Here is a 13315-nt window from a genome sequence, read left to right as displayed (position 1 = left end):
GTGCTGCTCTTGAACAAAGTCTCTCACAATGCGCGTGGGTTGGCTTTTGCGCTACGCCAGCACTTGCTCGCTTTACGCCTTAATCCATCACTATTCCGCTCCCCCTTTTCACCCCTAGAATCTACTTCAGATTTTTTTAAGTTTATGGAGTAATTAGGGTGTGTAGAGTAGGGGGTAGCAGTTTTATGTAGGCTTAACGCTATAGCACAAGCCCCACCTCACTAGATTGCCAAAGACTGATCTAGTGAAGATGTATTGGGCGGCTATTTAGACTTTCTTTTTGCTTTTTGTGTTTGCGGAGATGTTGTTTGCTTTGCAGAAGTTAGAAAAGCTAGCAGGACTTACTTTGACGCCATAAGTTTCTTGAATAGCCTTTAGGATCTGGGTGTTTGAAGCACCACCCTTTAGACTTTGTTTGATTTCGCTACTAATAGCTGCTAGGAAGCTGTGCAATGGGTGGCTTGCTTGGACTTTAGGCTTCATAGCTCGCTTTAGAAACTCTTTTTTCTTTGCTTGGACTTCATCGATACTTGGATAGGTTTGTGCTCTATTTCGCATAGAAACTCCTCTAGTAATTTTGGATTGAAAGAGTATTCTAGCATACTTTTATTGTTTGGTTAAAGTTTATCCTTATTTACTAGGCTTATGACATTGAATCTGCTTACGCAAGTTTGTAAAGTTTTCTACAAGAAATACAGCAAACACACTAATCATAATGCTGCAAATAATCATAAATATCCAGATTTTATTGCTATTAAGACTTTGGTGATTTTTGATGATTTCTGTGGAGGTTATGCTATAGCCTTTTTGGGCAAGCCTGTTTTTATCCAAGTGGATGTAGTGTTTGTTGATTGGGGGTTTTGATGGGTCTTCTATATATGGTATCTCTTCATCAATGATGCTAAAAAATCCATTCTCTATAACCATTTTTGCATAAGCTGCTTCATCTTTTTCAAGGCTTGATAGGAGAGATTTAAGCATTGTTTTAACTTCTTGTGTCGCTGGGTTAGATTCTAGGGCTTTAGTGATTAGTTTGGTTGGGTTATTTGCTGTGTAGAATATGGCATAGGTGGTGAAAAATGGTGTGTCAATAGCCTTGCGGAAATCGCTAATAATGTCCTTTTGATAAAAGTCTAGGAGTATGTTTTGAACGATTTGCTCAGATAGAGATATTTTGCCATATCTGTTATATTGTATGAAGCCTATTTTTGGCATTTCGCTGCTTGGGTTTGCCTGTTGATCGTGGTAGGCTATTTGCTCTTGCTGCAGGGCTTTTACTTGCCTGTGTGTCCAAAATGACCCTAGAATCAAGCAAATACACAAAGAGATGAGAAATAACTTTTTGCGCTTGATGAAGAGAGAGATAATTGCTAAGTCATTATAAGGCTTCATAGTAATGCTCCTTGGAAAAAGTAGTAGAATGGATATAAGCTAGATTCTGGGAATGAGAAAAATAGCTCCAATGCCCGAGTCTCTGGGTGATCGCCAGATGTTAGTAGCCCATACATTAGCTTAAGAAAGTAGGGGAAAAAGAATAGTAGCGTTAGGGAGAAAAAGTGCCTAAATACAACAAATATGATAAAGCAAAATAGCGTATCACCTATGAGCATCACTACTCTACCCGGAATGATGTTGGTTATATAGATAGCAAAAGCTACAAGAATCAATATCCTAAATCGCTTAACTAGCTTGTCATTCGCATTGATCACAAACAAAGAAAATACAATGCAGCACATAATGATGTTTTTCATTATATTTGTATAAATGAGATAGTAGGGGTTGTATCCATTGGCACTTACATAGTAGAGTATATAGGAAGTTACTCTATTTGGAAAAATACCATTAAGGAGATTTGCCCCATCGACCAAATGCGAGTTAATAAGAGCAGAGCTTATTAAAAAGGCACTAAAAAACCCCATAAAGACCACTAGACTAAATCTTGGGAAATAGTATAAAACATAACACGCTAAAACAATGGGGATTGAGCTTAAGTGAAAGCTAGTGGCAATAAGAAAAAAGACAAGTTTCAAATAGGGCGACTTGACAAAAAATACATAGAGTAGAAAAATGCTTGCAAGTGCCTGTCGAGTAAGCCCAAGAGTAGATAGAAACACAATGATACATAAGCTAAAAGCAATTAACGCAGATTTTTGATAGTTTTTCACAAATTTTGAGCCATATTTTTCAAGCCATATATACATCAAAAGAGTTGCAAATAATGCCGTGTAGAATAAAACATATTGCGGCGGAAGTTTGGGCAAAAAGATTGCAAGCAGCTTGTAGAATACAGGCAGCCCTATTTCATATCCGCCACCCCATTGTGTCATTGCTTGTGGGAGATTATCATACACATCAAGATAGTTTTGGTAATAGCGCGAAAAGTCATCATCAGAATCTGGAGCAAGATTAAAATAGAGACGACTTGAGAAAATGATCGCGATGGATAGGCAGAGTGTCAGCCCAAGCAGGATTCTAAAACTCTTAGGTATGTATGCAGAAAAACAAATCATAATAAATACGCCCACCATATAGGCATAAAAAGGCGAAAATGGCAGCAAGACAACAGGGAGCAAATAAATCGCGCTAAAGTAGGGAGAAAATGGGTGGTGATGGAGTGAGATATGATTGGATGGGCAAGCGGCTACTCGCTTAGCGTGTGTAGTATCCCCCCCCCCCCAACATTTACATAATTGATTTAGTAGAGCATTAAGGTCATTTGGGATTCTCATCAAAGTTCTTTAAGTGAAATTACATTATATCTATGATAAAAGTGGCGGAGCGGACGGGGCTCGAACCCGCGACCCCCTGCGTGACAGGCAGGTATTCTAACCAGCTGAACTACCGCTCCAAAATTACTTAAGTAGCATTTATATTGTTATATTAATGGTGGTCGCTACAAGACTCGAACTTGTGACATCCACCTTGTAAGGGTGGCGCTCTACCAACTGAGCTAAGCGACCAAACACTAACACATTTCTAGAAAACACAGGAGAGAAAAAGTGGTGACCCCTAGGGGATTCGAACCCCTGTAGCCACCGTGAAAGGGTGGTATCCTAACCGTTAGATGAAGGGGCCACTACTTAATCATAGATGGTGACCCGCGTTGGATTCGAACCAACGGCCCATTCCTTAAAAGGGAATTGCTCTACCAGCTGAGCTAGCGGGTCAAAATAAAAAGTGAGATTGTAAAGTTTTTATTATCTTTTGTCAAGGGTGGCAAAGTCTTAGGGTCATTTGTCGTTTAGATATTTAATGAGCATTTCTATGGCTTTGGCAGAAGCTTCAAGCTGAATATATTCGCGGGCGGTGATATTATAGGAAAGCGTAGCTGGGGTATAATCTATGGGCTGGTGATGCTTGGCTAGCGTGTTTAGATTGTCTGTGGGGAAGAAGTGCTGCTCAATCATAGGAGCACTGCCAGCAGCTTGCACTCCTATAAATACTGATCCTACGGGCTTTTGACTGCTACCACCGCTAGGTCCTGCAATGCCTGAGCTAGCAATGGCAACATCTGCTCCAAACTTTTTCAACGCCCCGCGCAACATCTGCTCCACTACGGGCTCGCTAACCGCACCAAAGTCTTGCAAGCTATCTTTTGACACTTCTAGAATCTGCTCTTTGATTGTGTTGGCGTAGCTAATAATCCCACCCACAAAGACACTAGAAGCTCCGCTAATGCGAGTAAATCGATAGCTTATAAGCCCACCAGTGCAGCTTTCAGCAGTTGCTAGGGTTAGACCTCGTGCTTTAAGCTTTTCTATTGCGATGGATTCTATACACTCCCCAAGGATTACTTCTTGCCTAAAAAACCCACACACCCATATCTCAAATTTATCTAACTGCTCCTGCGCGCCTTGTATGCGCGCATAAGACTCTTTACTTTCCCAGCAAATTCCACACTTAGCTACCATTTCCGCACAAAGAACCCTAGCAGAATCTATATCCATATTGAGAAAAATAATCACTTTGCTCGCATTGTTTGTCATAGTAGCTTCTCCTTAAGTCTAAGCGTGTGGTATTTTAAACGACTAGATTCTAGCAAATTTGTTAGGAAGTTTTAAAGTATCTTTCAAGTTAATCCCATATAATACTTGATCTATACTTGTGTCAAGGAGTGGCTATGCAGGGTAAAAAAGAGACGAAAAAGGCAATCACAATTCGACCAGAAGCGGATAAATCGCGCGCAAAAGAAATCTACAAGAAGAAAAATGGGCGATTGCGAGATGAGTTCTATCTCAAAGAGATAGAGAAGCTTCAAGTCGAGCTGCTTAAGCTACAAAATTGGGTCAAAAAAACTAATCAAAAAATCGTCATCATCTTAGAAGGGCGAGATGCAGCGGGCAAAGGTGGGACGATCAAGGCACTCACAGAGCATTTAAATCAGCGTGGATTTCGCATTGTGGCACTGCCAAAACCCACAGAGATTGAAAAAACGCAGTGGTATTTCACGCGCTACATTAGCACATTACCAAGTGGTGGGGAGATTGTGTTTTTCGATCGTAGTTGGTATAACCGCGCGGGTGTAGAGCGTGTAATGGGCTTTTGCACACAGGAAGAATATAAGCAGTTTATCTACCAAGTAAGCAATCTTGAGCAAATGCTTATTTCAAGCGGAACAATGATTTTTAAATACTTCCTTGATGTTGGGCAAGATGAGCAAAAGCGCAGGATCAAGCGTAGAAAGACCGACCCACTTAGAATGTGGAAGCTAAGCCCCATTGACTCCAAGTCTCTCGATTTATGGGACGAATACACCTCTGTATTTGAAAAGATGTTTTCGCGCACACATACTCCATATGCACCTTGGATTATTGTAGATTCTAATGACAAAAAGGCAGCTAGGCTTAATATTGCACGCGATTTACTAAGTAAGATTGATTATGAAGGCAAGGATCCATCTGCAGTATGTCTCTTGCCAGATCCTGCGATATTGCACCCATATTCTCAATCTCCACAGGTATAGTTGTATTCTATCAATAGCCATTGAAGCCCACGCATTTTAGATTCTACTTGGGCAGTGGAGTCGATGTGGCGGCTTGTTTAGGATAGCTAGCTTTTGGTTGAATGCGCTTTCTTTAGTGGCTAGATTCTAGTCATCTTCCATTTCTTTTGGCACTCTTGGCTCTTCATATTTATGCAGCGACACTACCACACCATTGCTCATATTTTTAAACAAAACGCCCTTGGCGGTGCGATGATAGTAGATAATCTCACCATTTTTTTGGAATCTTTGCACTAGCGCGCCACTAGGCTCTATGACCTTGCCTATCCCGCCAAAAATATCTCGCTGGAAAAATATATCATCAAACAAATCTCCATAGCTCACTTTGCCGAAAAACTCCTTAGCAGCGGGCCACTTGCGCGCGCAGTCTTTTAGGATACAGATTTTGCGCTTGCTTACTTCTAGTGTGCCAATTGTCTTCCCGCCGGCAAAAAGCTCGATAAATATTTCTTGCTTCTTATTGATGGCAAAGGTTGCGTAATCGTAGTAGTTAAAAATACGGGATTTGATGTAGAGCACACGCTTGCCGACTTCTTTTGTCGGGGCATTTTCTTGTTTTTGTTGGTTGTATTGTGAGAGAGCATCCTTGCTCACAGGCTTATCAGAAAACAGATCTAAAACCCCTAGATTTGCGCACCCACCAAGCAAAATGGCAGATAGCGCAGCACCACATAGAGATGTAGCAAGAGATTTCACGCTACTTATCGCCCACCAAGCGCGCGATACCACACGCGACCATCAAGCTTAAGCTCCATTGTTACTTGGCATAGCCCAGATTTACAATCGACATTGACAACATCTGCGCCACGCACAAGGGCTTGGACTTTAGACTTCACAGTGGAGCTTGTGATCGCCATATTCTCCACAGTGTCTTGACCATTGAGTTTTACCCCATACATTTTCTCACCAAGGAGCTTGTATGCATCAATCATAGCCGCACGCTTAGCTAGAGCTGTGGATTGCGCTGGGGAGATGGAGTTTTGCGGAGCGACACCAGTGCCTGTTACTTGTAGCTCGATAATGTTGCTTGGAGTAAGGTTTGGGTTATTTTGGATAATAGGCTCGTTGCCACCCTTTGATGGAGCGATCTCATCATCACCTTCCCCTACCATAGGGTTATTGCCGATAATGGGGCTTGGAAGTGGATTTGCCAAAGGTGGATTCATCATTGGTGGATTTACTCCGCCAAATCCCGGATTTTCAATCCCTGTGGGGTGAAAATCTGCGCTTGGTGGCGTAAGCCCCACGCTCTCTTGGGTCCCCATACAAGCAGCGAGACTAAGTGCTGCGATTGTAGTAACTGACATCGTCTTGATTCTCTGTGTGATACTTGTCATCAAACATCCTTTTTTTTGAAAGTTAGTAATGGTTAAGCAAAATGCGTGCCAATTCTTAGCCACTCTTCAGCCCATTCTGTATTTAGGCGTTTTGCGTGGGGTCATCGACATCAATGATCTTTGTGTGCATTAGGCTATCGTGTAGGCATTGATGAGACTTTGCAATAAAAGGCACGATAAATCCAATCACAATCGCGTAGGAAAAAGCCCAGACAAATATCCGCACAAAAGCACGCCAGAATCCAACTTGCGCATTTGCGCTAGATTCTAGCGAGAAGCCTTTATCAACAAGCTTTAATCGCACATAGCGCAAGCCCGGTGTCTGCCCACTCTTAGTGATAAAGAGCGCGCAAATCCCAGCATAAGCTCCAAAGCATAAGGCGATAGCGAGCTGACTTTGTCGAAATTCTTGCGCACTCCCTAGAATCCAATATGTGCAATACAAAATAGGTGTGTAAATCATAAATATATCAACAAGCAGTGCTTTAAGCCTGCGCACTACAAAGATTTCTCTAGCGATTGCGCTATAGGTGCTTGGGCGTTTTGGGCTTGGGGCTTGGGGCTGCTTGTGAAGCTTTTTAATTGTGCGGAATCGTGGCTTGCTAGACACAGGCTTGTTTGACATAGGGAGCTAGTTGCCCCTAGAGCCGGGCTTAATGGCTTTAGAGTGATTTTGCGCACAGAGTGGGCAGTCCTTGGGGTCATACATTGTGAAGATGAAGTCTTCTAGGGCGAAGAGTGGGGTGGAATCTGGTAGGCGACACTCCGGCTTTTTGCTGCCCTGTCCCCCATTTGCTCGCACGCAAAATCCGCGATTAGCAAGCCCAGCGTATGCTACAACCTTTGCTCCAAGAAACTCCACACACCGCGCGGATTCTAGTGCGGAGCCGCCTGTAGTGATAATGTCTTCACACACAATCACCCTTTCACCGCTTGCGACTTCAAAGCCACGGCGAAGCTGCATCACTCCATCGACTCGCTCTGTAAAGATAAAGCGCACTCCAAGTGCGCGCGCTAGCTCATAGCCTGCTAGAATCCCCCCAAGAGCCGGGGAGCAAATTGTATCGGCTTCTATGCCGGCTTCTTTGATTTGTGTAGCAAGCGCACAGCCTAGCTTGCTCGCTATTTGCGGATTTTCAAGCACTTTGGCAGATTGGAGATAGTGGGTAGAGTGATTCCCGCTACTTAGGAGAAAATGCCCTTCTAAAAGTGCGTGAGCATCTTTGTAGATTTGCTCGATATTAAGTGTTTGCATTAGATTTTCATAACCTCTTCTTCTTTGTGTTTGACCATTTCATCGACTTTTTTGACAAACTCATCGGTGAGCTTTTGCACATCATCTTGCGCTTTTTTGCTTACATCTTCTGTGATTTGCTTGTCTTTTTCAAGTTTTTTGATGTGATTATTGCCATCTTGACGGATATTGCGCACGGCGATTTTTGCCTTTTCGCCCATAGCTTTTGCTTCCTTGGCGATGTCTTTGCGCTGCTCTTGGGTCATTGGTGGGAAAAATAGCTTGACACACTCGCTATCGGAGTTTGGATTAACCCCGATGTTTGCCTCTTGGATTGCCTTTTCTATGTCTTTTAGCAAGGATTTTTCCCACGGCGTGATGATAATCGTGCTTGCATCTTGAGCGATGACAGAGCCTACTTGATTGAGCGGGGTAGGGGTGTCGTAGTAATTTATGCGGATATTATCTAGCACGCTTACAGAGACTTTACCACTACGCAAGGTGCTAAAATCCTTGCGCAAAGATTCTAGTGATTTTTCCATATGGGATTTGGTGTGTGCGATGATATTTTGTGTCATACTCTATCCTTAGAAGAAGTGATTATTGCTCTGGCTGGGTTAGCGTGCCTTGCAAAGGCTGATTAAGTCCAGAATCTAGCGGGGCGTTTAATGGAGCATTAAGCGGTGCGGATTGCGCTGGCTTTGCTGTGTCAAAGACACTTTTTTGCTGCCGTGTATTGAGCTGATAACCTAGGAAAATCGTATTTGCCAAAAATAGTAGCCCTAGGACAATGGTAAATTTCGCTAGAAACCCTGCTGGTCCCTTAGCGCCAAAGAGCGATTCATTACTCCCACTATATGCTCCAAGCCCAAGTGAGCTTGATTTTTGCAGTAAGACAACACCCACAATAATAACTGCTAAAAGAATTTCAATGGTGATAAAAAGCACACTCATAACAACTCCTACCTAGATCTAAGACTTTAGTGCAAGCTGGGATTCTACCATAAAATTACTAGGAGTAAAACAACACCATAAGAAGCATTGTGCTACAATCGCAAACTTACCCCAGTGCTTTTAAGCCATTTTACTATTTAAGGATACTAAATGTCAGCCCATCATACTGCGCCTAATCTAAATCGGGGGGGGGGGGAAGCTAGAATCTAGCCTTGTCTCATCTCCTTCATCTCTTGCTAGCTTTTTTGTCTTTTTTGCTTTTTTATGTTGCTATGCTTTTATTGTGTCTTATGGTAGTGCGTTGGCAGTTGTTGATGACCACACGCTTACAAAGTATCTACTCATCGGGCAAAATATCCCGCTAACTCATCACATTATCCCAGAAATTGGCAGATTTTTTCCATTAAATGGGCAGGATCTCAATGTCTTAAGCGCGATCTTTGGTGCTTCTGCTTCTGTGTTTTATGGCTTTAATGCATTGTGCGTGCTAGTGGTGGGATTGTGCCTTAGCTATGCTCTAGCCACATTGCTGCCCATTATCGCCCCATCTACCAAAAATCCTAAAACAACTGCCTATATATTGACTGCATTGTTTATCCTTACTCCAGCATTTTGCGGCTCGTGGTTTCGGCTTTTTGTGCCTGAGAGAATGGAGTTTGTATTCCTAAGTATTATGCTTGCAAGCTACGCATTTGTCGCAAACAATAGGGGCGCATTAAGTGTGATTGTGCTCATTATAGGCGCACTAAGTGCGATGATCGCTTGCTTTTATAAAGAAACTTGCTTCATCTTAATTGGCGGCTTTGCCTTTATGCACTTGCTACTAACTTTTATCAACAAGCATTATGCCAATCATTGCGCCGTGCCAAATCGCAAGCTTATGGTCTTTGATGTGCTGCTATTGTGTGCTTGTGTAGTGTGGGTGCTTGCTTACTATATCTTTGTCATCGCGCAGAAAACGACTTCTGGCAGATATGGCGACACACTGCATAATCCACTTATCGTATTTGCTAAAAATCTTTTCACCTACATTATGAATGAGCCGTTTTTGTTCGTGCTTGTGCCTTTGCTATTTTTCTATCGTGTGTTTGTGGCTGTGCGCACTTATAAAGCAAGCCCTAAAAGCGCGCCATTTATCCCTATTTTGGATTCTAGTCTTTGTGCGTGTGTAGCGTTTATGGGTGCGTATTTGGTGCTTAATATCTCTAGCGCGCACTATCCGCTTCCGGGCTATATCTTTGGGCTTGTGGCATTAAGCACTATCCCTGCTTTATGGACGCATTTAAGCGGCTTTGTGCGCAAGGCTTTTGCAGTGGTTATTGCGCTGTGTGCGGGTATTTTTGTAAGCAACTCACTTTTTTACTCCGCTCATACAATTGCCCACTACAAAGCCGCTGGGCAGAATCTCCAATCTAGCCTAGCATTTTTCTCTAGTCAAAATCAGCCCGTTACTATAATGCTTGATGGTGTGGATTGCTCGTTGATAGAAAAAAGCGAAGTGTGCTATAGCTTTGAGCAGTGGCTTAGATTCTCTGGCGTTCAGGCGAGCATTATCCCAGATAGGGATATGTATAATCCATTGCGCAAGTCTAGTGGGCAGGATTCTAGTAGCCTAGATTCTAGCGCGCTAGAATCTAAAACTGCGCAATACCTAATCCTAACGCCTTATAGTAGTAATTTTGTCAATAGTGATTATGTCGCGCATTTAGATTCTACCTATAAGCGCATATACCACGCAGATTTTGGGCTTAATCTAGGGTTTGTAGGTATTAAAACACTGATGAAATATGTCTTAGCAAAAGACTCTAGCAATCTTGTCTTTTCTGGCAATATTTGGAATCTACCTGCGCATTTTTATGTCTATGAGCTGCCGCAAAATTAGCGGCGATTCTTTTAAGAAAACTTTAGCTATAATCCGCGCTTATTTTAACAAAAAGGACTTCAATGAAAACTTTCGCAGGTTTTAAAGGATTTGGCAGTGTGGCACTTGGCTCGCTACTAGCTTTTAGTGCTGCAAATGCAGTGGATATCAATGTCAGCACCTATGGCAAGCTTGGCGCACTAGGCTCTATCGACTTTAGTGGCGGTGGCAAGCATTTTACTGGTGTGCTGGCAAATGCTGGGGCGGATTTCTCGCTTACAAATGGCTTCCGCTGGGGGCTTGGCGCAATTGGTGCTTGGACACCTTATGATAGCAATAGCAAGGCGCAGCCTTATGCGAGTGCTGGCGATGCGTCAGAAGCCTACATTGGGTATAAAAACCGCTTAATCTCTTTCTATGCTGGGCGGTTTAAAAACGACTTTATGAAGTTTGATTGGCTACAAGGCAATGTGCAAGGGCTCTCACTGCGCTTTACAACCTATGAAGATAAGATGGTCTATTGGCTTACTTATGCCAACTCTTATCTCTACAATGGCAAGCAGCACAACTATTTGCAAGGCGATAGGATCGCAGGCGATCTCTCAAGCCTAACCGCCTATATGTCTGGCACGACAAAAAACAGCATATTTGGTCAAGGCGAGCTAATCGCTGGAGGTGTGGATTTTACTTATAAGGGCTTTTTGCTTAAGCCTTTCGTGCTTTTCCATAGTAAAGCTGGCACAGCAAACGCGCTCTTACTACAAGGTGGCGCAAAGGCTGGCTATACCTTTGACTTTAAAGGCTTAGAGGGGACAACAGTGCTACAAGGAATGTTTCAATACTGGGATCGCCCAAAAGATTCTATCTCTGGGCTTGTATGGGGGGATCAGTCTTTCCGCTATAAGAAGCAGTTTCTCTTTGGTGCAGGGGTTATTGGTGTGCTAGGTGGGGCTGGAAGTCATATCTACGCGCTTAGTGATTCTTCTAAATTCTATGGTAGAAGCTTTGCAGGATCAAACATCGCCAATCCTGCACCATATTTCGCTAATGGCTCATTTTATGGCTATATCTTTGGCGGATTTGACTTTAAATGGGTGCGACTTGATGCGATGGCAGCGTTTGGGACATACCAAGAGTATTCTGTTATGTCTAACTTCCATGTATGGCAGCAGAGCAATATGGGGCTTGACCTTGGTGTAGGCTACGCGTATATCAAAAACAACATCACAGGTAGCAGCTCAAACTTCAACGCAAATGCGCTTCGTGTGTTTGCGAAATTCTCCTACTAGAATCCACAGGGCTTAAGCGTTTAAGCCCTGCTTTTCCTACAAACCTTTGCTATAATGCGCGATATTTTTTTGGAGTAGCGTTATGGTTATTAGTATTTTGTGTGGTGGTTCTGGCACAAGGCTTTTCCCTCTCTCTAGAGAGCTTTTGCCCAAGCAGTTTGCTAGCATTCTCCCTGCCAAGCATTCCCCCTCTCTTTTTCAAGAAACACTAGCGCGTAATGTCGCATTAGGACAGATAGCAAGCACTCCCACAAAGCTTCAAATAATCACCAATGAATCACTCTACTTTCTTGCTAAAGATCAAGCCCAAGATCTAGGCATACACATTGACCACTATATCCTAGAGTCTTATGGGAAAAACACCGCCCCAGCCCTAGCCCTAGCCGCCTTGCATACGCAGAAGCACTATGGGGGCGATGAGATTATCCTGGCACTGCCAAGTGATCATCTAATCGCTAAGGATAATTACAAATCCTGTATAGAGCAAGCTCTAGCCCACGCAGCAAATAATCAAATCGTAACCTTTGGTATAACTCCCACAAGCGCACACACCGGCTATGGCTATATACAAGTCGATAAGCTCACGCAAAAGGTCTTAGGCTTTTATGAAAAGCCAGAATCTAAAACCGCGCAGGAATATGTAGATTCTGGGGAGTATTTTTGGAATAGTGGTATGTTTTGCTTCAAGGCTAGCGTGCTGCTTGATGGGCTTAAACGCCACGCTAATGACATCTACACTCTTTGTGAAGAGATCTTTGCCCAAAGTCAAAGCCAGCGTATCGATGAGCAAGAGTGCCTACGCTTAGATAGGGAGCTAAGTCAAAAGCTTAGAGAAGAGAGCATCGACTATGCCCTAATGGAAAAGGCAGATAATATCGCTTGTATCACAAGCCAGCTACACTGGAGCGATGTAGGGAGCTTTGAATCCTTGCGCGAAGAATACCCAAGCGATGAGCATAGCAACGCCACAAATACCCACTTCATCGCCAAGGACTCTAGCAATAACTTTATCCTATCATCTCGCCCTGTTGTAGGAGTGGGGATAGAGGATATGATAATTGTTGATAGTGATGACTGCTTGCTTGTTAGCAAAATGGGAGAATCTGCGCGCATTAAAGAGGTGCTGCCACTTCTGCGCGAGGCTTACCCAGAGCTTGCGCGCGCACATCGCACGACATATCGCCCGTGGGGGAGCTACACAATCCTCCTAGAATCTAGCTTTTATAAAATCAAGCAAATTATCGTCAAGCCAAAGTCTCGCCTAAGCTTACAGAAGCATTTTCATCGCAATGAGCATTGGATCATCGTCAATGGCTCCGCGCTTGTGCAAGTAGGAGAAAAAGAGATATTTCTACAAACCAATCAATCTACCTATATCCCTATGGGGCAGTCCCACAGGCTAGAAAATCCGGGCAAAATCCCCCTTGTAGTCATAGAAGTGCAAATGGGCGAATATCTTGGCGAAGATGACATTGTGCGCCTAGCAGATGACTATGCTCGCAAATAACTAACCCCCACACCAAAGGACCTAAATGCTCTTTAACTCCTATCTCTTTATCTTTTGCTTTTTGCCTATTGTGTGGGCAGTGTTTCATATTTTAAAAGCATTGAGTGTTAAAAAAGATTCTACCACCTATA

Annotated in this window: 14 protein-coding genes and 4 tRNA genes; 4 read left to right on the top strand and 14 right to left on the bottom strand. The window is 43.2% G+C overall.

The features are described from left to right. Positions 1 to 267 precede the first annotated feature (267 nt). From F4V45_RS01145 to F4V45_RS01110, 8 genes are all read right to left on the bottom strand, one after another. The gene (locus tag F4V45_RS01145) at positions 268 to 558 is read right to left on the bottom strand and encodes a hypothetical protein (RefSeq protein WP_150336686.1); all 291 of its coding nucleotides are present in this window, start codon (positions 556 to 558) and stop codon (positions 268 to 270) included. A 72-nt stretch (positions 559 to 630) separates the two neighbouring features. Next, a complete protein-coding gene (locus tag F4V45_RS01140) occupies positions 631 to 1392 on the bottom strand; it encodes a hypothetical protein (RefSeq protein WP_150336685.1) in 762 nt (253 codons plus the stop codon). Continuing rightward, positions 1389 to 2729, bottom strand: coding sequence for an EpsG family protein (locus tag F4V45_RS01135; RefSeq protein WP_150336684.1), 1341 nt, complete (start codon positions 2727 to 2729; stop codon positions 1389 to 1391). The genes F4V45_RS01140 and F4V45_RS01135 overlap by 4 nt, the downstream gene beginning before the upstream one ends. A gap of 42 nt (positions 2730 to 2771) precedes the next feature. Then, positions 2772 to 2848, bottom strand: a tRNA-Asp gene (locus tag F4V45_RS01130). Positions 2849 to 2884: 36 nt separating this feature from the next. Further along, positions 2885 to 2960 (bottom strand) — tRNA-Val (locus tag F4V45_RS01125). A 40-nt stretch (positions 2961 to 3000) separates the two neighbouring features. Continuing rightward, a tRNA-Glu gene (locus tag F4V45_RS01120) sits at positions 3001 to 3075 on the bottom strand. Positions 3076 to 3091: 16 nt separating this feature from the next. Then, positions 3092 to 3167, bottom strand: a tRNA-Lys gene (locus F4V45_RS01115). A 63-nt stretch (positions 3168 to 3230) separates the two neighbouring features. Further along, positions 3231 to 3986, bottom strand: a complete 756-nt coding sequence (locus F4V45_RS01110; RefSeq protein ID WP_246144970.1) for a CinA family protein — start codon at positions 3984 to 3986, stop codon at positions 3231 to 3233. Between the two features lie 134 nt (positions 3987 to 4120). On the opposite strand from F4V45_RS01110, the gene ppk2 reads away from it, so the two are divergent. Beyond that, positions 4121 to 4963, top strand: coding sequence for a polyphosphate kinase 2 (gene ppk2 / locus F4V45_RS01105; protein ID WP_023929115.1), 843 nt, complete (start codon positions 4121 to 4123; stop codon positions 4961 to 4963). A gap of 126 nt (positions 4964 to 5089) precedes the next feature. On the opposite strand, the gene F4V45_RS01100 is transcribed toward ppk2, so the two are convergent. The 6 genes from F4V45_RS01100 to secG form a co-directional block, all read right to left on the bottom strand. Beyond that, the gene (locus F4V45_RS01100; protein WP_023929114.1) at positions 5090 to 5698 is read right to left on the bottom strand and encodes an HP0838 family lipoprotein; all 609 of its coding nucleotides are present in this window, start codon (positions 5696 to 5698) and stop codon (positions 5090 to 5092) included. 5 nt (positions 5699 to 5703) lie between these two features. Continuing rightward, the gene (locus F4V45_RS01095) at positions 5704 to 6339 is read right to left on the bottom strand and encodes an LPP20 family lipoprotein (RefSeq protein WP_150336683.1); all 636 of its coding nucleotides are present in this window, start codon (positions 6337 to 6339) and stop codon (positions 5704 to 5706) included. A gap of 82 nt (positions 6340 to 6421) precedes the next feature. Continuing rightward, a complete protein-coding gene (locus F4V45_RS01090) occupies positions 6422 to 6964 on the bottom strand; it encodes an RDD family protein (RefSeq protein WP_150336682.1) in 543 nt (180 codons plus the stop codon). Positions 6965 to 6970: 6 nt separating this feature from the next. Then, complete coding sequence (pyrE, locus tag F4V45_RS01085) at positions 6971 to 7594, bottom strand: orotate phosphoribosyltransferase (RefSeq protein WP_150336681.1); 624 nt, start codon at positions 7592 to 7594, stop codon at positions 6971 to 6973. Further along, positions 7594 to 8151: a ribosome recycling factor gene (frr, locus tag F4V45_RS01080; RefSeq protein ID WP_023929110.1), complete on the bottom strand. Its 558-nt coding sequence runs from the start codon at positions 8149 to 8151 to the stop codon at positions 7594 to 7596. The genes pyrE and frr overlap by 1 nt, the downstream gene beginning before the upstream one ends. Positions 8152 to 8173: 22 nt before the next feature. Next, positions 8174 to 8527, bottom strand: coding sequence for a preprotein translocase subunit SecG (gene secG / locus F4V45_RS10030; protein ID WP_150336680.1), 354 nt, complete (start codon positions 8525 to 8527; stop codon positions 8174 to 8176). A gap of 301 nt (positions 8528 to 8828) precedes the next feature. Here secG and F4V45_RS01070 point away from each other — a divergent pair, with 301 nt between their 5' ends. The 3 genes from F4V45_RS01070 (at position 8829) to F4V45_RS01060 (ending at position 13184) form a co-directional block, all read left to right on the top strand. Then, entirely contained in the window at positions 8829 to 10409 is a 1581-nt protein-coding gene (locus F4V45_RS01070) for a hypothetical protein (RefSeq protein ID WP_150336679.1), read from the top strand. Positions 10410 to 10471: 62 nt separating this feature from the next. After that, positions 10472 to 11677 (top strand): hypothetical protein, encoded by a 1206-nt coding sequence (locus F4V45_RS01065; RefSeq protein ID WP_150336678.1) that lies wholly within the window; start codon positions 10472 to 10474, stop codon positions 11675 to 11677. 82 nt (positions 11678 to 11759) lie between these two features. After that, positions 11760 to 13184, top strand: coding sequence for a mannose-1-phosphate guanylyltransferase/mannose-6-phosphate isomerase (locus tag F4V45_RS01060; protein ID WP_150336677.1), 1425 nt, complete (start codon positions 11760 to 11762; stop codon positions 13182 to 13184). The last annotated feature ends 131 nt before the right edge of the window (positions 13185 to 13315 follow it).

This window comes from Helicobacter canis (assembly GCF_008693005.1).
Lineage (GTDB): Bacteria > Campylobacterota > Campylobacteria > Campylobacterales > Helicobacteraceae > Helicobacter_B > Helicobacter_B canis.
The sequence above is the reverse complement of the archived record's forward strand: the minus strand, read 5'-3'. Positions and strand labels throughout refer to the sequence as shown.

What these genes read in the sequence shown, in the direction of transcription:
- F4V45_RS01145 (WP_150336686.1), bottom strand. Translation starts at nt 558, where the DNA reads ATGCGAAATAGAGCACAAACCTATCCAAGTATCGATGAAGTCCAAGCA.
- F4V45_RS01140 (WP_150336685.1), bottom strand. Translation starts at nt 1,392, where the DNA reads ATGAAGCCTTATAATGACTTAGCAATTATCTCTCTCTTCATCAAGCGC.
- F4V45_RS01135 (WP_150336684.1), bottom strand. Translation starts at nt 2,729, where the DNA reads ATGAGAATCCCAAATGACCTTAATGCTCTACTAAATCAATTATGTAAA.
- F4V45_RS01110 (WP_246144970.1), bottom strand. Translation starts at nt 3,986, where the DNA reads ATGACAAACAATGCGAGCAAAGTGATTATTTTTCTCAATATGGATATA.
- ppk2 (WP_023929115.1), top strand. Translation starts at nt 4,121, where the DNA reads ATGCAGGGTAAAAAAGAGACGAAAAAGGCAATCACAATTCGACCAGAA.
- F4V45_RS01095 (WP_150336683.1), bottom strand. Translation starts at nt 6,339, where the DNA reads ATGACAAGTATCACACAGAGAATCAAGACGATGTCAGTTACTACAATC.
- F4V45_RS01090 (WP_150336682.1), bottom strand. Translation starts at nt 6,964, where the DNA reads ATGTCAAACAAGCCTGTGTCTAGCAAGCCACGATTCCGCACAATTAAA.
- pyrE (WP_150336681.1), bottom strand. Translation starts at nt 7,594, where the DNA reads ATGCAAACACTTAATATCGAGCAAATCTACAAAGATGCTCACGCACTT.
- frr (WP_023929110.1), bottom strand. Translation starts at nt 8,151, where the DNA reads ATGACACAAAATATCATCGCACACACCAAATCCCATATGGAAAAATCA.
- secG (WP_150336680.1), bottom strand. Translation starts at nt 8,527, where the DNA reads ATGAGTGTGCTTTTTATCACCATTGAAATTCTTTTAGCAGTTATTATT.
- F4V45_RS01065 (WP_150336678.1), top strand. Translation starts at nt 10,472, where the DNA reads ATGAAAACTTTCGCAGGTTTTAAAGGATTTGGCAGTGTGGCACTTGGC.
- F4V45_RS01060 (WP_150336677.1), top strand. Translation starts at nt 11,760, where the DNA reads ATGGTTATTAGTATTTTGTGTGGTGGTTCTGGCACAAGGCTTTTCCCT.